The 25,209-nt window shown below is 62.1% G+C and carries 18 protein-coding genes and 1 pseudogene; 3 read left to right on the top strand and 16 right to left on the bottom strand.

Translation table 11 applies throughout. The annotated features are described in order from the left end of the window. Positions 1-6 precede the first annotated feature (6 nt). Positions 7-327, top strand: coding sequence for a carboxymuconolactone decarboxylase family protein (locus tag QSV77_RS03115; protein ID WP_271360923.1), 321 nt, complete (start codon positions 7-9; stop codon positions 325-327). A gap of 238 nt (positions 328-565) precedes the next feature. After that, positions 566-2,902 (top strand): PAS domain-containing sensor histidine kinase, encoded by a 2,337-nt coding sequence (locus QSV77_RS03110; protein WP_302732490.1) that lies wholly within the window; start codon positions 566-568, stop codon positions 2,900-2,902. Between the two features lie 200 nt (positions 2,903-3,102). Here the strand turns inward: QSV77_RS03110 and QSV77_RS03105 are convergent, their stop codons facing one another. Further along, the gene (locus QSV77_RS03105; protein ID WP_302732489.1) at positions 3,103-6,072 is read right to left on the bottom strand and encodes a bifunctional [glutamine synthetase] adenylyltransferase/[glutamine synthetase]-adenylyl-L-tyrosine phosphorylase; all 2,970 of its coding nucleotides are present in this window, start codon (positions 6,070-6,072) and stop codon (positions 3,103-3,105) included. Between the two features lie 321 nt (positions 6,073-6,393). Here QSV77_RS03105 and QSV77_RS03100 point away from each other — a divergent pair, with 321 nt between their 5' ends. After that, the gene (locus tag QSV77_RS03100; protein WP_302732488.1) at positions 6,394-7,257 is read left to right on the top strand and encodes a MipA/OmpV family protein; all 864 of its coding nucleotides are present in this window, start codon (positions 6,394-6,396) and stop codon (positions 7,255-7,257) included. Between the two features lie 45 nt (positions 7,258-7,302). Here the strand turns inward: QSV77_RS03100 and QSV77_RS03095 are convergent, their stop codons facing one another. The 15 genes and pseudogenes from QSV77_RS03095 to QSV77_RS03025 form a co-directional block, all read right to left on the bottom strand. After that, complete coding sequence (locus QSV77_RS03095; protein ID WP_302732487.1) at positions 7,303-9,027, bottom strand: SDR family oxidoreductase; 1,725 nt, start codon at positions 9,025-9,027, stop codon at positions 7,303-7,305. Positions 9,028-9,097: 70 nt separating this feature from the next. Beyond that, a complete protein-coding gene (locus QSV77_RS03090; protein ID WP_302732486.1) occupies positions 9,098-9,523 on the bottom strand; it encodes a thiol-disulfide oxidoreductase DCC family protein in 426 nt (141 codons plus the stop codon). A 227-nt stretch (positions 9,524-9,750) separates the two neighbouring features. Further along, positions 9,751-11,160, bottom strand: coding sequence for a HAMP domain-containing sensor histidine kinase (locus tag QSV77_RS03085; RefSeq protein ID WP_142839928.1), 1,410 nt, complete (start codon positions 11,158-11,160; stop codon positions 9,751-9,753). 9 nt (positions 11,161-11,169) lie between these two features. After that, entirely contained in the window at positions 11,170-11,928 is a 759-nt protein-coding gene (locus QSV77_RS03080) for a response regulator transcription factor (protein WP_035218197.1), read from the bottom strand. A gap of 164 nt (positions 11,929-12,092) precedes the next feature. After that, positions 12,093-13,646 (bottom strand): Do family serine endopeptidase, encoded by a 1,554-nt coding sequence (locus tag QSV77_RS03075; RefSeq protein WP_142839409.1) that lies wholly within the window; start codon positions 13,644-13,646, stop codon positions 12,093-12,095. Positions 13,647-13,801: 155 nt separating this feature from the next. Then, entirely contained in the window at positions 13,802-14,269 is a 468-nt protein-coding gene (locus tag QSV77_RS03070; RefSeq protein WP_302732485.1) for a cytochrome c-type biogenesis protein CcmH, read from the bottom strand. Next, a complete protein-coding gene (locus tag QSV77_RS03065; protein WP_302732484.1) occupies positions 14,266-16,260 on the bottom strand; it encodes a heme lyase CcmF/NrfE family subunit in 1,995 nt (664 codons plus the stop codon). Before QSV77_RS03065 ends, QSV77_RS03070 begins: the two co-directional genes overlap by 4 nt. Next, on the bottom strand, positions 16,257-16,769 hold the full coding sequence (ccmE, locus tag QSV77_RS03060; protein ID WP_271360916.1) for a cytochrome c maturation protein CcmE: 513 nt from the start codon (positions 16,767-16,769) through the stop codon (positions 16,257-16,259). Before ccmE ends, QSV77_RS03065 begins: the two co-directional genes overlap by 4 nt. Beyond that, positions 16,766-17,929, bottom strand: a complete 1,164-nt coding sequence (gene ccmI / locus QSV77_RS03055) for a c-type cytochrome biogenesis protein CcmI (RefSeq protein ID WP_269698839.1) — start codon at positions 17,927-17,929, stop codon at positions 16,766-16,768. The genes ccmE and ccmI overlap by 4 nt, the downstream gene beginning before the upstream one ends. 160 nt (positions 17,930-18,089) lie before the next feature. Then, a complete protein-coding gene (locus tag QSV77_RS03050) occupies positions 18,090-18,518 on the bottom strand; it encodes a hypothetical protein (RefSeq protein WP_142839927.1) in 429 nt (142 codons plus the stop codon). A gap of 105 nt (positions 18,519-18,623) precedes the next feature. After that, the gene (locus QSV77_RS03045; RefSeq protein ID WP_046798674.1) at positions 18,624-20,024 is read right to left on the bottom strand and encodes a HAMP domain-containing sensor histidine kinase; all 1,401 of its coding nucleotides are present in this window, start codon (positions 20,022-20,024) and stop codon (positions 18,624-18,626) included. Next, on the bottom strand, positions 20,014-20,685 hold the full coding sequence (locus QSV77_RS03040) for a response regulator transcription factor (protein WP_003509815.1): 672 nt from the start codon (positions 20,683-20,685) through the stop codon (positions 20,014-20,016). Before QSV77_RS03040 ends, QSV77_RS03045 begins: the two co-directional genes overlap by 11 nt. Before the next feature lie 91 nt (positions 20,686-20,776). Then, positions 20,777-21,031 (bottom strand): hypothetical protein, encoded by a 255-nt coding sequence (locus QSV77_RS03035; RefSeq protein WP_035218215.1) that lies wholly within the window; start codon positions 21,029-21,031, stop codon positions 20,777-20,779. 136 nt (positions 21,032-21,167) lie between these two features. Continuing rightward, positions 21,168-21,374: a hypothetical protein gene (locus QSV77_RS03030; protein WP_046798673.1), complete on the bottom strand. Its 207-nt coding sequence runs from the start codon at positions 21,372-21,374 to the stop codon at positions 21,168-21,170. Between the two features lie 34 nt (positions 21,375-21,408). Then, positions 21,409-25,208 (bottom strand): annotated as a pseudogene (locus QSV77_RS03025) (glycoside hydrolase/phage tail family protein). Between the last annotated feature and the right edge of the window lies 1 nt (position 25,209).

The following is a 25,209-nucleotide window of genomic DNA, read 5'->3' as shown; positions in this document are numbered from 1 at the left end:
TTGCAGATGACCGACATGTCCAAGGCCAGCGCTTCGTTTCAACGCTTCATGACGGACGCTCCCGCCCACAATGCAGCATGGCTTCAGGCCGTGCAGAAACTGGGTGTGGCATCCACGCTCGATGTGAAGACCCAGAGCCTGATCTATATCGGCATTCTGGCCGCGCTGCGCCTTGAAAGCGGCATCGCCTTTCATGTCATGGAAGCCAAGGCGCGTGGCGCAAGCCGTGAGGATATCATCAGCGCGGTGCTGACCGGTCTGCCGGCCGCCGGAAACGGCGTCGTCGGAGCGCTTGGCCCGGCTCTCGACGCTTTCGACGGCGTCTGAAAACCGCTTCCCCCCGCCTCCCGCGACAGCCGGTATTCTAGCGCCGGCTCACTGATTTCACTCATAATTCCCGAGTTCGGCAGGGCTGGAAGAAACCGTCCCGAAAAAATACGGAGTCGGTTCAAGGGGTTAAAATTCTTTTAACTTTTGCCTCTGGACAGGGCGAATCGCATTTGATTCACTAGCCATATTCGAGCGGCGGCGCTTCGAATCATGGGGACATCACAAAGGCGGGACAATGACGAACGTGCGGCGGGCGACTGCGGGCGATGAGCGGCCGTATGCCAAATTTTCTGATCTTGCGGCCTGGGGCGAGAAGCTCTCCAGCGACCTGATGGGTTTGATGAATGGCTCCGACCGCCCGGCGCCGCAGGTCGAGACGCTGCTGAAGCGGCTGATACCCATTCTCATTCTCGCCTTTCTGGTCGTCGTCGCGGCCTCGCGCATGCTCGGCATCGTCGCGGAATATAGCCGCATGGAAGAGGCCGCCCGCCATTCCACGGCGCTGACGGCGCTGACCGCCAAGGCGGCCCTTCTCAACAACGGCACCGTCTTTCCCGCGCAGGACCGCGCCCGCGCAGAAGCGAGCCTCGTTTCGGCGCTGCCCTCCGGCAGCCTTGCCGATGGCACCATGGTGCTGCTCTCCGGCAGTAATGGCCGGATTTTTGCCGGCGCTGGCAAGGAAGCGATGCTCTACATCGGCACGTCGCTTCCCGCTTTGCTTCCGGAAATTGCCATCGTGCAGCGTTTTCCCGGCGCACCCGGCACCATCGAAACCAATATTGACGGCCAGCAGCATTATGCGACGATGATCCCCTTCGGCGATGATGGCGCGATGGTCATCGCGGCGCGTTCGCTGCAGCCGATCCGCTCCTTCTGGCGCAGCGAAATCGCCATGAATGTCACGCTGTTTGCCGGCATTTCCTCGATCCTACTCGTGGTGCTCTACGCCTATTACATGCAGGTGAAGCGCGCCCGCGACGCCGACGACATCTTCGCCGAATCCAACCTGCGGGTGGAAACGGCGCTGTCGCGCGGCCGCTGCGGGTTGTGGGATTTCGATCTTTCCACCCGGCGCATGTTCTGGTCCGGTTCGCTTTACGAAATTCTCGGGCTGCCGCCGAAGGCCGCACCGCTCTCCTTCTCCGACGCGGCCCGGATGATGCATTCCGAAGACGGCAATCTCTATGAACTGGCCCGCGCCGTCGGTTGCGGCAATCTGCGCCAGATCGACCAGATTTTCCGCATGCGCCACGCCAAGGGCCATTATGTCTGGCTGCGCGCCCGCGCCCAGGTCATCCGCACCAATAACGGCCCGCGCGTCATCGGCATCGCCATGGATGTCACCGAACAGCATCGCCTCGCCCAGCGTTACGCCGAGGCCGACCAGCGTCTTGCCGACGCGATCGAATCCACTTCGGAAGCCTTCGTGCTATGGGACAAGAATGACCGTCTGGTGATGTGCAACACCCACTATCAGAAGGCCTATGGCCTGCCTGACAGCGTGCTGGTCGCCGGCACCGAAAAAAGCACCGTGCATGCGGCCGCAGCCCGCCCCGTGGTGGAGCGTCGTGTTGCCGATGCCGACCAGTCCGGTCTGTCGCGCACCACGGAAGTGCAGCTGGCCGACGAGCGCTGGCTGCAGATCAATGAGCGCCGCACCCATGATGGCGGCCTCGTTTCCGTCGGCACCGACATCACGCTGCTCAAGCGCCATCAGGAACGGCTGCGCGATTCCGAGCGCCGGCTGATGGCGACCATCGGCGACCTCTCCGCTTCACAGCACAAGCTGGAGCGACAGAAGACCGAGCTTTCCGACGCCAACGCCAATTACCTTGCCGAAAAAGAGCGCGCCCAGGCCGCCAACCGGGCGAAATCCGAATTCCTCGCCAATATGAGCCATGAGCTGCGCACGCCGCTCAACGCCATTCTCGGCTTTTCCGAAATCCTGCAAAACGAGATGTTCGGGCCGGTCGGCTCGCCGAAATATTCCGAATATGCCCGCGATATCCATGACAGCGGCAAGCACCTCTTGAACGTCATCAACGATATTCTCGACATGTCGAAGATCGAGGCGGGCCATATGCGCATCAACCGCGAGACCATCGATCTCGCGCCGCTGATCGAGGAAACCCTGCGTCTGACCGCCATTCAGGCTGAACAGAAGAACATCACCGTGCAGCAGAAGGTCTGCGCCGGGCTGACGATGCAGGGCGACCGCCGCGCCATGAAGCAGATCATGCTCAACCTGCTGTCAAACGCCGTGAAATTCACCGGTGATGGCGGCCGCATCGCACTGCGCACCCATGTGCACGAGGCCGCGATGATCCTCACCATCGCCGATACCGGCATCGGCATTCCCACCCAGGCTTTGGAAAAGATCGGTCAGCCCTTTGAGCAGGTGCAGAGCCAATATGCCAAGAGCCAGGGCGGCTCAGGCCTCGGGCTTGCCATTTCCCGCTCGCTCGTGAAGCTGCATGGCGGGACGATGAAGATCCGCTCGTGTGAGGGTCGTGGCACGGTGGTGACGATTATTATTCCGCATGTGGCGGGGCATTGCGGGACGGTGCATTGATTGGGTAATATTGGTGGGTGTGGTTTACCCCCCTCTGCCCTGCCGGGCATCTCCCCCACAAGGAGGGAGATCGACCAGCTGCAATCGCTCGATCATCTCAAACGTTGCGAATTTGCCGGGGAGCATCCTTCTGGCTAATCTCCCACCTTGTGGGGGAGATGCCCGGCAGGGCAGAGGGGGGTAAACCACACCCACCAACCCTAACCACCATTCTTCACCGTCCCCACAAACACCTTCCGCACCGCTTTCGCCAGCCGCTTCACCTCACCCTCCAGCGTCGCAATGTCAGGGCAATCCCCCGCCCGGCAGACGAGGTCGGTCAATCCGGCCGGCGCTTCCTTCGGATTGAAGGCGCCGTCGATACATAGCCGCACGATCTGCGAGATTTCGGTATAGAGCCCCATCGCCGCCATGCAGTCGTCGAACGCCTGCGGCTCCATCACGGGTGCGGCCAGTACCTGCAGCGCCTCGGCCGTGTTGCGGCCCGGTTCATGAGGGACAAGGCCTTTTACGGGGCCGACCAGCGCCAGGTACTGGGTGATGAATTCCAGATCAACCAAACCGCCATTGATAAGCTTGAAGTCCCAGATGTTCTCCGGTGGCTTCTCCTGCTCGATAAGGTTTCGCATCTCCAGCACATCGGCGGAAACCTTGGCCACGTCGCGCTTCTGCGAAAGGATGGAGGCGATGATGCGGCGCGCGTCTTCCATCAGCGAGGCTTCGCCGCAGATCAGCCGGGCGCGGGAAAGCGCCATGTGTTCCCAGGTCCAGGCTTCCTCGCGCTGGTATTTCTCGAAGGCGGAAATCCGCGTCGCCACCGGCCCCTTGTTGCCGGAGGGACGCAGCCGCATGTCCACCTCGTAAAGCACGCCTTCCGCCGTCGGGGCAGACAGTGCCGCGATAAGCCTCTGGGTGACGCGGGTGAAATACCGCACAACATCGAGCGGCTTGGCGCCGGTGGATTCCTGGGCGCTATCATCATAATCGTAAAGCAGAATGAGATCGACATCCGAACCGGCGGTGAGTTCGAAGGAGCCGAGCTTGCCCATGCCCATGACGGCGACACGCCCGCCGGGATAAGGCCCATGCGCCGCTTCCATTTCCGCCAGCACGGCATTCAGCGCCGCCTCTATCACCAGATCGGCAAGATGGGTGAAAGCGCGGGCGGCGACCTCGCCACGGATCGCGCCGGTCAAGAGCCGCACCCCGATCAGGAACCGCTGTTCGGCGGCGAAGATGCGCAGCCGGTCGAGAATATCCTCGTAATGGCGGGCATTGGAGAGGAAATTGCCCATGCGATGGGCGAGATATTCGCGCGTCGGCACGTCGCTCATCAGCGCCGGGTCCAGCATGCCGTCAAAGACATGTGGGCGGGCGGCGATGATTTCGGCAAGACGCGGGGCCGAAGACATGATCGTTACCAGGAGCGACAGAAGCGCCGGATTGTTGCCAAGCAGCGAAAACAGCTGGATGCCGGCCGGCAGGCCGGAGAGGAAATTGTCGAAGCGCAGCAATGCCTCATCGGCCCTTTTGCTCTCGCCGAAGGCGCGCAGCAAATCCGGCGTCAGTTCCGTCAGCCGCTCGCGCGCCTCCACCGATTGTGTCGCCCGGTAGCGGCCATTGTGCCAGGTGCGGATGACGCGGGAAATATCCTCCGGCCGCTCAAAGCCCAGCGTGGAGAGCGTCTTTAACGTATCGGGATCGTCCTTCTGGCCCGTGAAGACCAGATTGCCGGCCTCGCCTGACAGTTTCGTCTCCTGCTCGAACAGCGCCGAATAACGCCGCTCCACCAGCCGCAGCACCTCCTCCAGCTTCTCGGAAAAGGACTTGGTATCGGCAAAACCGAGCATGAAGGCGATGCGCTTCAGTTCGGCTTCGGTGTCCGGCAGCACATGAGTCTGCTCGTCGCGCACCATCTGGATGCGATGCTCCACTTCGCGCAGGAACCAATAGGCTTCCGTCAGGCTGTCACGCGTTTCGGCATCGATCCATTTCGCTTCCGTCAGCGCCGCAAGCGCCTCCTCCGTCGCGCGGACCCTGAGCGGCGGCATGCGGCCGCCTGCTATGAGCTGCTGCGTCTGCGCGAAGAACTCGATTTCGCGAATGCCGCCGCGCCCGAGCTTGACGTTGTGGCCCTTCACCGCAATGGCGCCGTGGCCCTTATGCGCATGGATTTGCCGCTTGATGGAGTGGATATCGGCAATCGCCGCATAATCGAGATATTTGCGGAAAATGAAAGGCGTCAGCTCACGCAGGAAATTCTCACCCGCCTTGATGTCGCCGGCCACCGGCCGCGCCTTGATATAGGCGGCGCGCTCCCAGTTCTGGCCCCTGCCCTCGTAATAAAGCAGCGCCGCTTCCACCGGGATGGCAAGCGGCGTCGAGCCGGGATCGGGACGCAGCCGGAGATCGGTGCGGAAAACATAACCATCCGCCGTGCGCTCCTGCATGATACGCACAAGACGGCGCATCATGCGGCCGAAATTTTCCGTGGCATCATAGGGGTCGTCCATGATGCCAGCCGAGGGTTCGAAGAACACCACGGCATCAATATCGGAGGAATAGTTGAGTTCGCGCGCGCCGAGCTTGCCCATGCCGAGCACGATCAGGCCGGAGCCTTCGCTTGGCGCGGCGACGTTCTTCAGCTTCAGCTTGCCGCTCTCATGGGCGGAAAGCAGCAGGTGATCGATGGCGGCGGAAAGCGATGCATCCGCCATCTCGCTCAGCCAGCGCGTCGTATCGCGGGCGGTGAAGATGCGCGCCAGATCGGCAAGCGCCGCGACGAAGGAGAGCCGCCGCTTGGCGATTCTCAGCCGCGACATCACCTCGTTTTCGACGGGTAAGCCGCCTTCCTGCCCGGGTTTCCAGCAATCGCGCGCGTCACGAACGAGATCGGTGAGCAGCAGCGTCAGCGGTTTGGAAATCGCCAGCGTCAGCAGCCCCTCATCCGCCGCCGCCATATCGCGCAGATAGGGTGACAGGGTGAAGGCCGCAGCGATAAAATCCTTAAGCGGGCTTTCGTCCGCCAGCAACGCCGCCACCGCCGGCTCAACCTTGCCGATGTCCTTCAGCGTCGAAAGAACGGATTTCAGTTCCGTCTGCGTATAGGGGCGGATCACGCCCGGCAGAACCTCGCTCAGCCGCCTTTCGGCGTTTTGGGGTTTCGTCACTGTCTCTCTCCCTCTTGCCGCTTTCGCATCCGCGCTCTTCCGCCTGCAGCATTTTCAGGAACGGGCCGCTCCCCGCAAACCGTTCCGCCGCCATCCTCTGCCGAAGCCTTCGGGCGCATAGACTTGGCGTTGTAACAAATGCGAGGCGCTTTGCGATGAGGAAAACCGTTTCCGGCGATGTTTTCCAAGGCCGCGCCCCGGTTTTTCGCTCCGAAGTGCAAGTCCCGGCACCACGTAATGTCTCCGCAACTGTGCCCGCGTAGCGTCCTCCTCAACGAAACCCGACTCCCCGGTTTTCCAACGCTCGATGCTGCAACGGATATGATCATGAAACAATTTTTTACGGTGAAATGGCAAAAGAACCTGCGTGCGATGGCATTGTGCCTGACGGCGTTGCCCATGGCGCAGATCATTTCCACGCCCGCTTTTGCCGCCGATATCGGCAAATCGGACAGGCTCGCCGATCCGCAGGGCAATTTCGACAATGCCCGCTACAGCAGCTCCAGCGCCTGGAAGATCACGCTCGGCGTCGGCGCGGCCTATGCCCCCAAATATGAAGGCTCCGACAAGCTGGAAGCCGGCGCCGTTCCCCTGGTTTCCGTGCAATATGGCGATACGCTGAGCATCGATTTCAGCGGTGTCACCGTTAATGTCCTGAACCAGAACGGTTTCAGACTGGGCATCAAGGGCGGCTGGGAAGGCGGTCGCAAGGAAAAGGACGACAGGAAGAACCTGCGCGGGATGGGCGACATCAAGGCCGGCGGCGTGGTCGGCGGCGTCATCGCCTACGGCATGGACCCGTTCGAAATCTACGCCAAGGTGGACAAGACCATTGGCGGCAGCGAAGGCCTGACCGCCACCGTCGGTGCCAGCGTCTCGCACAAGGTCGACCAGTTCATTCTTGGCGCAGACCTCTCCGCCACCTGGGCGGATGACAAGCACATGAAATCCTATTTCGGCGTCACCTCAGCCCAATCGGCCCGCTCCGGCCTGCGCCGCTACGACGCCAAAGCCGGCTTCAAACGCATCGACGCCAGCGCCTCGGTCTCTTACTTGATGACGGAGAACTGGACGATCACCGGCACCGGCGGCGTCGGTTTTCTCTTGGGCGACGCCAAGGACAGCCCGGTGGTGAAAAAAGACATACAGCCATTTGCGATGGTGGGCGTGGCCTATACGTTCTGAGGCTGGCGGGAATGCGCGGCATCGCCCGCAAGACCCGACTGACATTCATGATGACGAAACGCGTTCCGGCGTTTGCATCTCTCCCGGTGAAGCGCGACATGGCGCTTCACCGGGGCCGTCAGGTTCCAGAGCACCCTTATAAGCGACAACCAACCCCACGAATGGCAGGGAAATTTCCACGTCGAAGCAGAAGCGATCCTCCGCCTCGGACTCGAAGCTCACGCCTTTCGGCAGAAGAATGCCGGGCAAGGGCATGCCCAAAACATGCCATCGCCGGGGGATGAGAGCCAACCGGCCGCCATCCAGCACCAGCGCCAGGGCGACCGTGACGATACCAAACCGCTCCGCCAGCAGATATTGATCCTTGCCCGTTCCGGCCGACAGGGTGGACGAGAAACGCCTGCCGCCGAAATTCCGCGTCCAGCGCTCCTTACCCTTTTCCAGTGTAAAGTTGACGTTGACGGGCACCTGCTTTCCTGCCTTCGGAAAGCCGAGGACAGCGGAAATCATGCGAGCCAGCACGCCCTCTCCGCGCCGTATCTCTGCAACGCCGCGCCATTCCCGTGTATGTCCGCTGCCGTGCAGCTGCCGCAGGCGGGGCGGTAATGCATCGAAGGCGGGGCCGAGGAGACTGCGAAACAATGGAGCGTCGGGCTCATCTCGACGGAAACCCGTAAAGATCGTTTTGCTGCGGAAAAGCCCATCATAGTCCGCCAGTTCCAGCGCAGCGGTGCCAGCGCGTGCACCGGGAAGCGGGCGCTCGCCGTTCAGCATCTTGCGGATAAGAGCCTCGATCGCCATGGAGGGAATATAGGGCCCGTCATCACCTTCGGTCAGCAGGTGCCAACTCATCTCCATGGGTTTGCCGGCTGCAAGACCCCCTGCCCGAACAAACATACCGCCGCGATGTTCGCCAAAACGCAACCGGTTCAATACCGCATGAAATAGTGGCGACAGCGGTGCGAATGAGGGAAGGGCAAACCGCGCACGCGCTTTCGCCAGTACATTCAGCATGCGGTGCAGAAATTCCGGCACCGGACCGGCGCCCATCCATATATCCGTCATGGATGGGTACTCTGGCGGGATCACTTGCAAATCCGGCACATCGACCAACGAAAAATGAATGTTCCGCAGCGGTAGCCTGCCGGGGACTGCAACGGTGAAGCGCCTGCTTTCCGCCAGACCGATGCCGTGGGAGGGTTCGCCATGCCGGAAGAGTTTGACCGGCGTACCGGCGTAGCCCACGACGGCACGCATGACGTTGAGACCGATCCCTGCATAGGGAGACGGTGCAATGCCGCCCTCGACTGTCACGATCTCCATGTCTTTCGCCATCTGGCGCAGGACAGCCGCCGTCAGCACCGGAAAACTGCTGACGCCCGACAGCACGAAAATACCGGCGGCTTTTGCCCGCTCATCGAACTGGCTGACGCCGAAAACGAAATCGGCGGCATCGGCGAAATCGAGATAGTCGATTCGAGCATCTATGCACGCTGTTATGACTGCGTAGCACTCATTGCCGTAGTTTTGGAACGGCCCGGAAGCATCAACGACGAGATCGGGTTTATGGACGCGCAGTGCTTCGACGATATCGCGACGATCAAGCATCAGGGGCCGCAGTTGCGCTTGTCCGCGCCAACCCTCACAGAAGGTCTGCGCCCGCGCGAGGCTGCGGCCACAGACAAGAATCTCAATACTGGAAATATCGGCAAGCAACTCCGCCAGCCGGCCGCCGAAAACGCCATAACCACCGAGGATGAGTATCTTCATCGAACCGCCGATCACATCTGCCTCAATGCCGGGATTACAGCATGCTGTGAGTGGAGAGGCTTCGCCATCTTCAAAGGATCCTGTCCCTGTATTCCGGCGGCGCTATCCAGCATTGCTCACGCTTTCCAAACCACCGGTAGCGATTGCGTGCAACGAAGCGATAAAGGGGATCGCGTAAGGAGGCGGGAATGACGCGCATTATGGCAACAAGCCGCCACGGCATGCCAAGCGCCTCATAGATGCTCAGCACCGCGTCGCTGTCCTGCCGCACCCTGTCGCCTTCGACGACCAGCATGCTTGCCGGATTGGTGGGGTCCATGCCGTGACGCCGATAGATTTCCGCACCGACCTCTCCCTGCATCGACGCCAGCCGGAAGTACCCTGCCTTATCGTGCCGCAGCACAAATTGCGCATTCACCGAACACAGCACACATTCGGCATCGAACAGAATGATCGGGCCATGCCGGTCGCTGGCTGTGGGAGTGGTGCCTGCCATCTGTCGCCAAGTCCTCTTGTCGATCGCCATCAGACCGACGCATAAAGTGCAGCAATCATCCCCATGAATATTCTTCCGATCACCTGTCAATTCAATCTCGGATGGGAGCTATTTTTCCGACCGGGAAAGAATGTCTGCGCAAATTTCGGTGATCCGCCTAACCGTTACCCGCGCTGACGCAAGGCAACGCCATCGCTTGCAGGGACGAGATCGCCGTATGGCTTGGCTTATGGTTTTGAGACGGGAAATACCATCGAAACTGTCAGCCCCGGGCAGGCGGCATTCGACGCATCGGTGTCGGACAGCAGCAGCGATCCGCCATGCAGTTCCATCACGGCCTCCACCAGGGAGAGGCCAAGGCCGGTGCCCGGTTTGGAACGGCTTTCATCCAGCCGCACGAAACGTTTCAGCACCTCGCCGCGCTTGTCGGCGGGAATGCCGGGGCCATTATCGGCGACGGAAAGCACGATTGCTTCTTCTTCTCTCGCCAGACGAATGACGAGCTTTTTGTCGCCTTCGCTTTCACAGGCATATTTCATGGCGTTGTCGATGAGGTTCGACAGCGCCTGGCCGATCAGTTCGCGGTTGCCCTGCACCGAAAGTCCGGGCTCTATCTGGGTTTCCAGCACAAGGCCGGCATCTTCGGCCACCGGCTCGTAAAGTTCGGCGCTGTCTGCGGCGATTGCCGAGACGTCCACATCGGTCATTTCAGCGGCGATCGAGCCGGCCTCGACGCGGGAGATCATCAGCAGCGCGTTGAAGGTGCGGATGAGCTGATCGGACTCAGCGATGATGCCCTCAAGCGCTGAGCGCCTTTTGGTCTCGTCATCGTCGTCAAGTGCTGCGGCGGCCTTGTTGCGCAGCCGGGTCAGCGGTGTCTTCAGGTCGTGGGCGATATTGTCGGAGACCTGCCGCAGGCCCTCGTTCAGTTTTTCGATGCGGCCGAGCATGGCATTGAGCGAGCCGGACAGCCGGTCGAACTCATCTCCCGAGCGGCCCTGCGGCAGGCGCTGCGACAGATCACCGGCCATGATCTTCTTGGTCGCCGCCGACATGCGATCGATGCGCTTCAGCGCATTGCGGCCGATGCCGAACCAGATGAGCAGCGCGCCGCCGCTCATGATCGCCAGCGCCACCATCAGCGCATTGCGCACCAGCGCCCGGAACTTGGTCGGCTCGCCAAGGTCGCGGCCGATCAGGATGCGCAGGCCATTATCCAGCAGGAAAATATTGGCGGTGGCGAGGTGCTGCACGCTGTCGCCGCTTTCGGAATAACGCTCGTAACGGAAGGGAAAGCCCGTCCAGCCTTCCTTGTCGAAGACACCGGGCTGCACGGAGGCAACGTTACCGGCAAGGATTTCGCCGTTCGGGCCGGCAATGACGTAAAGGCTCGCGCCCGGCTGGCGGGCGCGGCGCTCCATCATCCTGAGCAGCGGGTTGATGCCGCCGCGATTATAGATGCGCTGCACATCAGATACTTCCTGCAAGACGGCATCACGCGTCTGCTGGTTCAGCAGCTTTTCGGAAAGTGCGGTGACGTAGAAGACCAGAAAGGCGGCGCAGAGCGCGAATAAAAGGATATAGAGCGCCGAGAGGCGCACCGCGGTCGACCGGAACAATATTCTGAGGCGGGCCATTTTCGCCAATCAGCCCTCGTCCTTCATCATGTAACCGGCACCGCGAATGGTCTTCAGCAGCGGCTTCTCGAAGTCCTTCTCGATCTTCGAGCGCAGACGGGAGACATGCACGTCGATAACATTGGTCTGCGGGTCGAAATGATAATCCCAGACGTTTTCCAAGAGCATGGTGCGGGTTACCACCTGGCCGGCATTTTTCATCAAATATTCCAGCAGGCGGAATTCACGCGGCTGCAACAAAATCTCTTTGCCGCCGCGACGGACATCATGCGACAGGCGGTCAAGTTCGAGATCACCGACCCGGTAGACCATGTCTTGCTCGGGCTTGCCCTTGCGGCGACCCAGCACCTCGATGCGGGCAAGCAATTCGGAAAAGGCATAGGGCTTCGGCAGATAATCATCGCCGCCGGCACGCAGGCCGGTGACGCGGTCATCCACCTGCCCCAGCGCGGAGAGGATCAGAACCGGCGTCTCGATGCCGCGACGGCGCAGCTCGCTTATGACGGAAAGCCCGTCGCGGCGCGGCAACATGCGGTCGATCACCATGACGTCGTAGGCGTTCTCGCAGCCCATGAACAGACCGCTCTCACCGTCGCTCGCGTGATCGGCGACGATCCCGGCTTCGCGGAACGCCTTGGTCATATAGGCCGCAGCCTCTAGGTCGTCTTCAATGACAAGAATCTTCATGTGCGGGACAATAGCGCCCTCGCCCTTTTCCGCACAACCGGAAAGAGATGCGACAGACATTTCCTGAACCTTGTTTTCCATGAGGTTTCCTCCGCGATACTGCCTGGACCGGCGTTGCCGGTCCTTTCTTCTCCCCGCCGGAGAGAAGAAAACGGGCCGTAGCGCCCTGCCACACTCAATCGCCCCGTCTCGAGAGCGAGATGCGATGCCGGCTCCACAAAGAACCGGCATCGCCTGTCAACCTATCAACCCTGGTCGATATCCAGAGCGATGAAGCGGCTGCCGTCGTCCGTCTGGATCTGGAACAGCGCCTTGGAGCGTCCGTCCTTCTTGGCCTGCTCGAGGATCTTCTCGATATCGGCGGCAGAAGCGACCTGCTGGTTGTTGACCGAGGTGATCTTCTCACCGGTCTTCAGGCCGCGGGCGGCAGCATCGCTGTCGGGATCGACATCGGTGATGGCAAGGCCGTTGCCGTCATCGGCGGGCGAAACCGTCAGGCCGAGGCTGGAGAGCACCTTCTCGCTGGAGGACTGACCGCCCTTGTCGTCGTTCTGGCTGGGCGTCGCCTTGGAAGCGTCGTCGCTTGCGAGATCGCCGAGCGTCACGGTTACCGACTGCGATTTGCCACCGCGCCAGAGCGAGATTTCAACCTTGGCGTTGGGGGCCATGCCACCGATGCGGCGCGACAGGTCGCGGGCATCCTTGACCGGCTCGCCATTGACGGCCGTGATAATGTCACCCTGCTTGATGCCGGCCTTGTCGCCCGGCGAGCCGGACTGCGGCGAGACAACGAGTGCGCCGCTTGCTTCGGAAAGACCGAGCGATTCGGCGATATCCTTGCTGACGGGCTGGATCTGCACCCCGAGCCAGCCGCGCTCGACCTTGCCGTCCTTCTGCAGGTCGGCGATCACGTCCTTGGCCACCGATGCGGGGATGGCGAAGGCGATGCCGACATTGCCGCCGGAAGGCGAGAAGATGGCGGTGTTGATGCCGACCACTTCACCGTTGAGGTTGAAAGCGGGGCCACCGGAGTTGCCACGGTTCACGGCAGCGTCGATCTGCAGGTAGTCGTCATAGGGGCCGGAGCCGATATCGCGGCCACGGGCGGAGATGATGCCCGAGGTCACCGTACCGCCGAGACCGAAGGGGTTGCCGACGGCGACGACCCAGTCACCGACGCGGATCTTGGTGTCATCGGCGAATTTCACATAGGTGAACTTGCGGTTCACATCGACCTTCAGCAGCGCCAGATCGGTGCGCGGATCACGGCCGACGAGCTTGGCATCGAGTTCGGTGCCGTCATTCATCACGATCGTATAGGCGGAGCCGTCATCGACAACGTGATTGTTGGTGACGACATAACCGTCTTCGGAGATGAAGAAGCCCGAGCCCTGGGCGACCGGGCGCAGCGGGCCCTTGCCGTCACGGTGGCGGTTCGGGCCACGCTCGGAACGGTCCTGATTGGGGCCGCCGAATTCCTTGAAGAAACGCTTCAGCGGATGATCGTCCGGCAGCTGGTCGAGACCACGGCCGCCGAAGTTGAAGGAGAAGTTGCTGGAATCATCGGAAGCGGGCTGCACGTTCGACTGGACGCGAACGGAGACGACGGCGGGCGAAACCGCATCAACCACATTGGCAAAGCTCGGAACCTGCGGCGCGGTTACTTCGACGGGTGCTGCAAGCGAATGGGCGATCGGTGCGGCGATGCCGGTTGACAGCATCAGCGCGGCAAGGCCGCCGACGGTCGTGGCCTTCAGAGCCGTTTTCAGCGAGAAACGTCCGTTTTGAGAGTGAGACATTGGTACCTTCTTTCTTCATTCACACTGGAGCCCGTTTGACCGGGGGAGAAGCGGTGGATGATGAAGATATAGGAGGCAACACCTTACGGCGAAGTGTCTGACGAATGAAAAATCCGTAATGTTGAAAAAGAACCGGGGGCCGACATGGAAACCGGTTATTTTTCAATGAGATTACGGATTCTCTCTTCTTCGTCCGCGCTCAGTTTTTGTGGCCGCTCCTGCGTTGCGCGACGGCGCGAAAAGACGAAAACGGCGAAAATGCCCGCAAGGGTAAGGCCGACGGGTGCGCCCCACAAAAGCACGGTGCGAAGGCTGAGACGGGGTTTCAACAGCACGAATTCGCCATAACGCGACACGACGTAATCGATGACGGCCTTGTCGCTATCACCCTGAACCAGCCGCTCGCGCACCAGAACGCGCAGGTCACGCGCAAGCTCGGCGTTGCTGTCATCGATGGACTGGTTCTGGCAGACCATGCAGCGCAGCTGAGACGTCAGGCTGCGGGCACGCTGTTCCAGCACGGGGTCTTTAAGAACCTCGTCGGGGTTGAAGGCGAAGGCGGGCGAGGCTGCAGCGAAGATGAGGGTAAAAAGAAGCCCGAGCGTTACCACAAGCTCCCTCATTCCGCCGCCTCCGGCATTGCCGCCGGTCGGACTGGCTTCGCCTTGCGATTTGGTGCCCCCACCCTCAAACGCCTGTCGGAGAGCGAGATGAAGCCGCCCACCATCATGAACAGCGTGCCGCCCCAGATGCACAGGATGAAGGGTTTCCACCAGATGCGCACCACCATGCCGCCATCGGTCATCGGGTCACCCAGCGAGACATAAAGCTGGCTGAGGCCGAAGGTCAGAATACCGGCTTCCGTCGTCGGCATGCGCCGCGCGGTATAGAGCCGCTTCGAGGACCAGAAGTCACCCACCTCGACCCCCGCCTTGCGCACGGTGAAATGGCCGCGATCCTCGGTGAAGTTGGGGCCGACAGCGTGGCGGATGCCATCAAAGGTGAGGCTGTAACCGCCCGCTTCCGCCACCATGCCCTGTTTCATTTCCAGGACGGTTTCGGTCTCATAGGTGGTGACGATGACAATGCCGAGCACGGTGATGCCGACGCCCATATGCGCCAGCGCCGTACCGAAGGCAGAGCGCGGCAGGCCCTTCAAACGGCGGAATGCGATGCCGAAGGCCAGTTTGCCGAAATTGGCGCGATACCAGAGATCGGCAAACGCACCGAAAATCAGCCAGAAACCGGCGGCGATGCCGAGAGCCGCCAGCACCGGGCCGCCATTTTCCACGTACCAGAGCGTCAGCCCGGCAAGGGCTGCAATGGCGGCGGCCACATAAAGCCGCTGGAAGGCGCCGAGAAGATCGCCGCGCTTCCACGCCAGCATCGGCCCAAACGGCGTGACGATCAGGATCGGGATCATCAGCAGACCGAAGGTGAGGTTGAAGAAGGGTGCACCGACCGAGATTTTTTCGCCCGTCAGGGTTTCCAAAATGAGCGGATAAAGCGTGCCGATCAGCACCGTGGCAGTCGAGACCGTGAGAATGAGATTGTTGAGGACGAGTGCCCCTTCGCGCGAGATCGGCGCAAACAGGCCGCCGACCTTCAGCGATGGCGCGCGCCATGCAAAGAGCGCGAAGGCTCCACCGATGAAGATCGTCAGAATGCCGAGAATGAAGATACCGCGGCTCGGATCGGTGGCGAAGGCATGCACCGAGGTCAAGACGCCGGAGCGGACGAGGAAGGTGCCGAGCAGCGACAGCGAGAAGGTCATGATCGCCAGTAGCACGGTCCAGATTTTCAGTGCCTCGCGCTTTTCCATGACGAGCGCCGAATGCAGAAGGGCTGTTCCAGCCAGCCACGGCATGAAGGACGCGTTCTCCACCGGATCCCAGAACCACCAGCCGCCCCAGCCGAGTTCATAATAGGCCCAGTAGGAACCCATGGAGATGCCGGCGGTCAGGAAGGTCCATGCGGCGAGCGTCCACGGCCTCACCCAACGCGCCCAGGCGGCGTCGATGCGGCCTTCCAAAAGCGCCGCAACGGCAAAGGAAAAGCAGACGGAAAAGCCGACATAACCGAGGTAAAGCAGCGGCGGGTGGATGGCGAGGCCAAAATCCTGAAGGATGGGGTTCAGATCCTGCCCCTCGGCCGGCACCGGTGACAGACGCAGAAACGGATTGGAGGTGAGCAGGATGAACAGCAGGAAGGCAACGGAAATCCAGGCCTGTACGGCCAGAACATTGGCTTTGAGCGTTTCCGGCAGATTGCGGCCGAAGGCGGCGACGAGCGCGCTGAAAAACACCAGTATCAGCAGCCATAACAGCATGGAGCCTTCATGATTGCCCCACACACCGGTCAGCTTGTAGAGCATCGGCATCAGCGAATGGGAGTTTTCCCAGACGTTGCGCACGGAGAAATCCGAGACCGCATAGGCCCGCGTCAGCGCCGCGAAGGAAAACCCCACCAGCAGGAACATCATGACGGAGCCAAGCGAGGCGACATCCATCAGCGCCCGGTCGTTGCGGCGCGCACCGATGACCGGCAGCGTCGAGACGATGAGCCCCACGCCAAGCGCCAGAACCAGAACATAATGGCCGATCTCGTTGATCATTTTGTCGCTCCGGTCTTGTCAGTGGAGACGGCACCGGCCGATGGCGTTGCGGCGGACGGCTCTTCGCCTTCTCCGCCATGCTGCCACAGACCCTTGTCTTTCAGCCGGTCGGCCACTTCCTTCGGCATGTAGTTTTCGTCATGCTTGGCCAGCACGCTGTCGGCCACGAAGCCACGGGTCGCGACATCGAACACGCCCTCGGTCACCACGCCCTGCCCTTCGCGGAAAAGATCGGGAAGGATGCCGGTATAGCTGACGGGTACATTCGCCTCGCCATCCGTCACGGTGAAGCTCACCGTGCGGCCCTCGCCGCGCTTGATCGAACCTTCCGCCACCAGACCACCAAGGCGGATGCGGGTGCCGGGATTGACGGGCGTCTTTTCCAGATCGGCCGGCATGTAAAAATAGGCGATGGACTGGCCGAAAGCGAACATGACGAGCAGCACGGCTGCGACGATGAAGCTCATGCCGCCGCCGATGATTGCCAGACGTTTCTGTTTGCGGGTCATTGCGTCACTCCCTGCGGCGCGGCATCCTGTTGCCCGGTGGTGCGGATCGGTCCGGCGGAAACGCCCAGTTCCTTCGCCAGCGCCAGCAACTGCCGGCCCTGCTCACCCTCCGGCGGGAAAGCCTGCAGGCCGGCCCTCAAGGCTTCACCGGCCCTGGCTTCATTCTTCAGCACGGCATAGGCGCGCACAAGCCGCATCCATCCTTCAAAATCGGCCGGGTTTTCCTTCAGCTTGGCGTCGAGGCTTGCCACCATGCCCTCGATCATCGCCTGCCGGTCGGTGGCCGTCATGTCATTCGCAGCCGCCATATCCTGCGCGGTCGGGCCGGGCGCGGCTGGGGCCGTCTCGCCGCCGGTGCGGGTAATATGTTCGCGAACCAGCGGCAGCCAGGGTGCGCCAGCCGGTGCATCGGCCTCCAGCGCCGCAAAGGCTGCACGTGCCTCGTCCGCCTTGCCCGCCTGTTCCAGCGACAGCGCCAAGTAAAAGCGGGCGCGCGGATTGCCGGGTTTCAGCTTCTCGGCCTCAGCAAAGGCGTCACGCGCTGCCTCGATGACGATGCCGTCATTGCCAGCCACCAGCGTTTCGCCAAGGCCCGTCAGCCGTTCGGCGCTTGGCCCCAGAATACGAAGCGCATTGCGATAGGCAAGCTCGGCATCACCAAGCCGCAGCGTCTTGAAATAGATCGGGGCCAGAATATCCCAGCCGGCGCCGTCATCCGGGTTCTGCGCCAGATGCCTTTCGGCGCGGGCGACCAGCAGGTTCATGTCATTGCCGGGCTTTTCAAGACGCGCCTCGAGCGGCATGTCCGGCACTTCCGGACTGCCGTTCCAGACGTAAAGACAGAGCCCGAGTGCGGGCAAAAGAACGGTGATGAGGCTTGCGGCGAGATTGTGCCGGCGCGGCCGGTCCTGCTTGTCCTGCTCTTCTTCCGCCTCGGCGGCGGCAAGCAGGCGACGGCCGATTTCGGCGCGGGCGTAATCCGCCTCGGTTTCGCCGATCAGACCCGCCGCACGTTCACGGTCCAGTTCCGCCAGCTGGTCGCGGTAAACGGCAACCTCACCGTCGCGGCGCGTCTCAGGCGCCTCGGTCTTCCGCATCAGCGGGTACATCAGGACGACGGCGACAGCCGCCGTCAATATCGCAACGACAATCCAGAACATAAGGCTCAATTACTCGAATGCGCGGCACATGGAAACATGAAGCGCGGGGATGACGTGAATTTGAGACATCACGCCGCACCGCAAGCCCTGTTTCGGCCGTTCCGCCGTGCCTCTTCTTGTCATTGCCGGAGGTCGGTGGCCTTGATTTACGTCAAACCCGTCAGGTCAAAGGCGACCAGCTGCCATCGGCATTGCGGCAGGCCGCGCCACGCACCTTGGTTTCGCGTCCATCCACGGTGAGGCTGTGCGAATATTGCCGGCAGTTCTGATTGCCCACCTGATAGGGCGCATTGGCAACCACCTGGCCCTTGGCGTCATCGCCGTTCCAGGCAACGGGCGTGCCGACAGGCGCCGTTTCCAGCGCCTTGTATTCCGCCTCCAGCGCCTTGGTCTGATCGCCCCTGTCGAGCTGCACGCCGCTTCGCCCGACGATGCCGCCCTCAAGATTGGCAAGGAAAGGCGTCGAAGGCTGTGCCGAGCGACCGAACAGGCCGCCGCCCGCCGGGCGCGTGCCCGTGGTGGTGCAGGCGCTCAGCATCGAAACGCACAGGATCGAGAGAAGTGCCGGGCGTGACACCAGCGAACGCATCGTCACGGAGCGACAGCCATCATACACGTCAACCAAACCCTGTCCTCTTTTCTACCGCATTGCACCCAATATGGTGCCATTGAATTTCTTGCCTTTTTTCTTGCCTCACGCAAGCTCTTTTGAAAGGCCCGGCAAAATCAGATCGGCTTTCAGCCCGCCGATGGCGCTGCGCGACAGCGAAAAGCGGCCATGGTATTCTGACACCACCTCGGAAACGATCGACAGGCCGAGCCCGGTGCCCGGACGGCTCTCGTCCAGCCGCCGGCCGCGCTTCATCGCTTCGCTGATCTGTTCCGGCTCCAGCCCCGGCCCGTCATCCTCCACCGTCAGCTCCACCCAGGACCGGCGGCCGATTTCGGCATCGGAGGAAGGGTGCGTGCCGGTGGCAAGCGTGACGACCACTCTGGTCTGCGCAAAACGCGCGGCATTTTCCAGAAGGTTGCCGACGACTTCCTCCAGATCCTGCTGCTCCATGCCGAGCACCGCGCCCGGTTGCTCGAAGTTCAGCACGAACTGCTTTTCGGGGTTCAGGCGGCGCATCACACGCACCAGCCGTTCCAGCGCCGGTTCCGCTTCCACGCGGGCAAGGATGGAGCCGCGCTGGGCGGCGATGCGGGCGCGGGAGAGATAGGATTGCACCTGCGCCTGCATGGCATCGGCCTGCGCGCGCACCAGATCGCCATGCTGCGGCTCCAGCGTGCGGGCCTCGTTCAAAAGCACGGCAATCGGCGTTTTCAGCGAATGCGCGAGATTACCGACCTGCATGCGGGCGCGCTCCACCAGCCGGCGGTTGCTGTCTATCAGCGCATTGACCTCATTGGCGAGCGGCTGGATTTCACGCGGGAACTCACCTTCGAGGCTTTCCGCCTCCCCGCCCCTTATCTTGCCGAGCGCGACACGGGCCTGATCAAGAGGCCGCAGACTGTAGAGAATGGCAAGGCCGTTGACGACCAGACTGCCGACGCCAAAGACCGCCAGCGCCAGATAGAGGCTGTTGGAAAAATCGCGCACATCGTCTTCGACGACATTCAGATTGCCGGAAACGCGGAAACGGGCCGCCCGGCCCTCACCGTCCAGCACGACTTCCGTTTCCGCAACACGCACCTTGTTGCCGGCCTCGTCGGTAACGGCATAAAATCGCTCGTATCTGTTGTCGAAGGGGGCGTCGAGAATGCTCGGCACCGGCAGCGTCGACACGCCGAGCGAGGAAGACACCAGCGGCGCAGTCTGGAAATTGCCGAGCGGCTCCACCACCCAGTACCAACCGGTATCGGGCTGCGAAAACCGGAGATCGCCGAGCTGCGGGCTGCCGGCCAGCGTATTTTCGTTGGAAATCGTCACGGAATTGATGACGTTGTAAAGCTGCGCCCGCAGAAGATCGGTGAAGCTGCGCTCCACGCCCTGCCGGTAAAGCGTCGAAATGACGACGGCGATCACCACCAGCGCCAGCGCCGACCAGGCGGACGCTAGCAGCAGAACGCGGGCGGTGAGAGAATTACTTCGCATCTGCCGGCGCTTGCATCCGGTAACCGAGACCACGGATCGTCTCGATCAGATCAACCCCGAGCTTCTTGCGCAAACGTCCGACAAACACCTCGATCGTGTTGGAATCGCGGTCGAAATCCTGATCGTACATATGTTCGACCAGTTCCGTGCGCGAGACGACTTCGCCCATGTGATGCATGAGATAGGACAAAAGGCGGAACTCGTGCGAGGTGAGCTTCAGCGTCGTGCCGTTGACGGTCGCCTTGGAGGATTTGGTGTCGAGCCGGACCGGACCGCAGACCAGTTCGGAGGAAGCGTGGCCGGCGGCACGGCGGATGAGCGCGCGCACGCGGGCAAGCACTTCTTCCACATGGAAAGGCTTGGTCACGTAATCATCGGCGCCGGCATCGATGCCAGCCACCTTGTCGCTCCAGCGGTCACGGGCGGTGAGGATGAGGACCGGCATGGCTTTGCCGGCCGCACGCCATTTTTCAACGACGGTGATGCCATCCAGCTGCGGCAGGCCGATATCGAGGACGATGGCGTCATAGGGTTCGGTATCGCCGAGATAATGCCCTTCCTCGCCGTCAAATGCCTGATCGACAACATAACCGGCCTCTTTCAGCGCGTCGGTCAGCTGACGATTGAGATTGGCATCATCCTCAACAACGAGAATACGCATTGTCCGCCCTTTCCTGTGTCCCGGCCCGCCTGCGTTCCGGTCATGCTAAGTGTCTCGGATTGTTTTCCGATATTTCGGCGATGCGGGCAAGCTACATCGGCACGCGCATCGTTACCTTGCGCGGGCGCTCACCATTGCCCTGGACGAGAACGGTGACGACACAGGACTGGCCGTCGCCGGAAGGATAGACCGAAAGAAGCTGGCCACCGGTTTCGCGTACAACACGGGCGACGGCTGCGCCGCAATCGCTGGCAGCCAGAATGTAGTGGCCCTGCTGATCAGCCTCGGGCGCCGTGAAACCGGAAAGCCCGGCTGCAAGCGTCGCGATGATGAGAGGTGATGCCATTCTACAAACTTCCAAAAACCGGGTGCGTCTCGAACCTTATTGTGACCGAATATGTAGCGCAAAGCGTCTGAATGGCAAATGAATGCTGCCCCCGCCGCCAGGAGCCGCGGCGGGGGTTCTGCTGCTGCGATTATCGTCAGCGGATGGCGCGGGTTGCCGAAAGGCGGCCATAAAGTGCAATCAGGCCGCCAATTCCGCCCGCCACCGTTACCAGCCCTTCCGCCAGTTCACCGTGCAGGCCAGCCGGCAGGTCGAGGCCGGCAATGCTGAAAAGCGGCGCAAAAACCGCAATCAGCGCGCCCCAGATGGTGCGTGATTGATACCATGCCTTGGTACTGTCCATTCTCTCATCCTTTGCGTTGTTTTTCAGGCAGTTGTCAGAGCGGGAGAAAGGCTTGCGCCACCACTCCCAGAGGCACCGCGCGGCCGAGCTGGCGGACACGCACGGAAATGTGATCCCGCAGGATCGGGAAATCTGTGAGTTCGGCTGCGACAGGGTAAAACCAGAGGGGTTCGGAAACCTCCGACACGCGTTTGACGGCCTCTCCCTCCAGCACCTCGACACGGTATCGCTCGAAAGGCTCGTCCAGCGGGATGTCGCTCGCATCCCAGCCATCGGCCTCCATCCGGCTCCGGCGTTTCCATCGGATCAGCACGCCATCCTTTTTCCGCTTGCCGGAAAGATGCACCGGGCAAAGCGGCATCTGCGCCCGCAATCCACCCTCGAAGGCGAAAGGCCCGGCCGAAGCGCCGGCTTTTCCCGCCGCCTCGACGATCCAGCTCAGCCGCCGTCCCCGTTCGCCAGCGGCAAGGCCGAGCGACTGCACCGCCGCATCCAGCATCACCGCCGGTGCGCCCGCCGGCGCGCCGGCAGCCAACGCATCTTCCGTGCCCGCAAGTCCGCGCAGGAGGCTGGAGAGCCGCCAGCGCGAGGGCGCAATTTCTTCGGCCTTTGCGAAAGCGACGATCTCCCAGACGCCGTTTGCGGCCTTGATGGCGATGCGGTTTTCACCGTTCAGCACCGACAGCTCGTTTGCCGAGGCGAGCCCGCCGAAAGCAAGGTCGATCAGGACAGCATTCGTCCGGTCGAAACGGCCCGAAGGGCCGGGTAAAAGCGGCTTCGCCAGCGCGCCGATCATGGCCGGCTGGTCGAGCACGGCGCGTTGCCGGTAACCTTCCGTGCCAGAGGATGCGGAAACGAGGATTGGCCGCCATGGCCTTGCGAAGGCTGCGATCCTCGCCGAATGCTCCGGCGCGACGCCATCATGATGCGGCAGGTCGAGAAACAGCACCTCCGGCGCGAAACCCTCGGCACCGCTTGCATTGCCAACGCGCCGCTCATCCACCACGCCGGTAAAAGCGGAAAGGGCAGCGGAAAAGGCGCGTGCCTCCACCTGCCGCACCGCGCCATCCTCGATGCGGCTGACCAGAAACCGGCCTGCCGGCGCCTGTGGAAAAGCGCCGTCCGGCAGGCGGATACAATCGCCGGGTTCGAGGGCAATATCGGCGGGCGGCAGGGCAAAACGCACTGTGCGCCGCGCCTGACGGTTGTCGCGCAAGGCTGCCTCGACGGCGGCTTCCGCCGTTTCCGCCGGCAAGGCGGCGTTGAGGTCGAGCCGCATCACCCGGCTGCCGGCATTGTCGATGCGGCGGGAACGCGCGCCGGCCTGCTCGTAATCGAGCGCCGGGTTGAACGAGGTCAGCATGACTTCAGCCGCGAAATCGCTGTCATGGCCGCGATTTTCCGCCCAGAGCGGCTCGTCATCGAGATCGGCAAGCACGGAAATATCTTTGACGGGTAAAACCGCCATATTGCGGGAGCGGAAGCGCAGGGTGCCGCCGTCCTCCGCCACATCCAGCTGAAACGCCGCCATCAGCGGCTCCAGCAGGGCGCGGGCCGAGGTCACATCACCCTGCACATAACCGGTCATGTCGCCGCTGACGGCGGAGACGTCGAAAGCGGAAAAGCCATGATCGGTCAGGATCGCGGCGATGGTATCGGCAAGTGTCGCCGTACCCAGCCGGCCGTTCAGCCAATGGCCGGTGCGCCAGTTGCCGCCATCGCTCCACACCGCGCCATTCTGCGGAAAGGCGGGATAGGGCCGCGCATCCCAGGTCCAGAGATAGACCCGGTTTTTATCCACCATCGCCGTATCGCCCTGATCCCAATGGTCGAGATGCGCTTCCAGAAACCGCCGTTGCTGGCTGTCTGCCCGGTTCCGGCCGGAGAAATAGGGAAAGGCATTTTCCGCCGATTTTGGATCAGGAAAGACATTCGGGCGCGCGGCGCTCTTGTCCACCGCCGGGCAGCCGAGTTCGGTAAACCAGATGGGTTTCGAGCCCGGCACCCATGCGGTGGGTGTCGATTTCTCCACGCCCCGCACCCGGTCGTAATGGCGGTTTCCCCACCAATTCCTGATGTCCTTGTAGCGGAAAACCCATGGCTTGCCCTTCAGCCCGTCGGTGATGGGCGTGCGTCGCCGCGCGGCGCGATCGGCATCGCTGGCATAATACCAGTCGAAACCCTCACCTGCCGTGATCGCTCGTCGGAAAGCGTCAACATCATCCGGGCCAGTCATGCCATCCGGATTGCCGTTTGCGGCATCCTCGTCGCGCCAGTCGGACAGCGGCATGTAATTGTCGATACCGATGGCGTCGATATCGGGGCTCGCCCAGAGTGGATCGAGATGGAAAAAGACATCGCCCGAACCATCCGCCGGCTGATGGCCGAAATACTCGCTCCAGTCCGCCGCATAGGTAAGTTTCACCGCCGGCCCCATGATGGCGCGCGCATCACCCGCCAGCCGCACCAGCTCCTCCACAAAGGGGAAGGCATCGTTCTCATCGCGCAGGCCCGTCAGCCCGCGCAGCTCCGAGCCGATCAGGAAAGCATCCACCCCGCCCGCTCTCACCACAAGCGCCGCATAATGCAGCACCATACGGCGATAACCCTCATCGCGGTGGCAAAACCGCTCGACTTCCCGGCGCGCCGCAACGCTGCGGTCGGGAGAGCCGGGCCTTTCGGGTGCGGGAAAACAGGTGATGCGCCCGCGCCAGCCATAAGCATCCTGTTCACCCTTGCCATAGGGATCCGGCAGACCATTGCCGGCGGGCACGTCCATCATCACGAAGGGATAAAGGCAGACCTTCAATCCACGAGACTTGAGGTCGGCTATCGCCTGCAGCACGCTTTCATCATCAGGCGTGCCGCCATAGGCCGGGCCGCCGCCATGATGGCTGACCGGATGCGCCTCACCACGCGAAAGGCCGGCAACCGACCATGGCGCCGTTTCGCCATCGCGGGCCGCCACTTCCACGCCGGGCAGAATGCGGCATTCCCCCGCCCGCATATCCGTGCCGAACCAGCTCACCACCAGCGCCACGTTTGCAGGTTGGGGCACAGCGCCTGCAATTCGTCGATGGCCGCCTGCCAGTCGGTCGCTGCAGTCAGACCGTTGCGGTTCATCACCCGGCTTTGTCCCATGCCGGTGCGCTCGGAAACCGGCACCGTGGCGTAACCATGCTCCGTTGCCCCCGGAATGACGGTGATGGCGCGGATCGATTTTTCCAGCCGGCCAACGGGCCGCACGACTTCGAACTGCATCAGCGGAATACGATTACCATAGTCGTCGAGCGGCAGGCGTTCAAAGACCACATAGGCCAGCCCGCGAAAGGCAGGCGCATTGCCGCTGCCCTGTTTCGCCTCAATCAGCGGATCCGGCAATTGCGTTTCGCTGCCGGGATAAAACCGCATCTCGATGCCGGTGAGATCAACTTCGCGGCCGTCAGCCCAGATGCGCCGCACCATGGTCGCCTCGCCTTCGCAGAGGCCAATGGCGAGATTGGCGAAATAACGAAAAGTCTCCACCTTCGGGCCGCGATTGCCCTTGCCGCCCCGCCGCTCCACCTCAACGCTTTCCTCAAACCGCGTCGCCCAGATCAGCGTACCGCCGATCCTTGCCGTTCCGTAAAGCCGGTTAATGGCCGCTCCCTCATCCGCTCCCGGAATACGCGCCGTCGAAAGCCTTGCGCCCGATACGGTGCGGCCGCTGGAAAGCAGGGCACGGTCGACGGTATTGCCCGCCAGCGCACCGGCCGCCTGGCCAATGATGGCACCCACGGGGCCGAAAATGCCACCGAGCGCCGCACCCGCCGCCTGAAAAACTATGGTCGCCATG

Source organism: Agrobacterium sp. V1 (assembly GCF_030518355.1).
Taxonomy (GTDB): Bacteria; Pseudomonadota; Alphaproteobacteria; order Rhizobiales; family Rhizobiaceae; genus Agrobacterium; species Agrobacterium cucumeris.
Note: the sequence above shows the minus strand (reverse complement) of the source record. Positions and strands in the feature narration are given on the sequence as shown.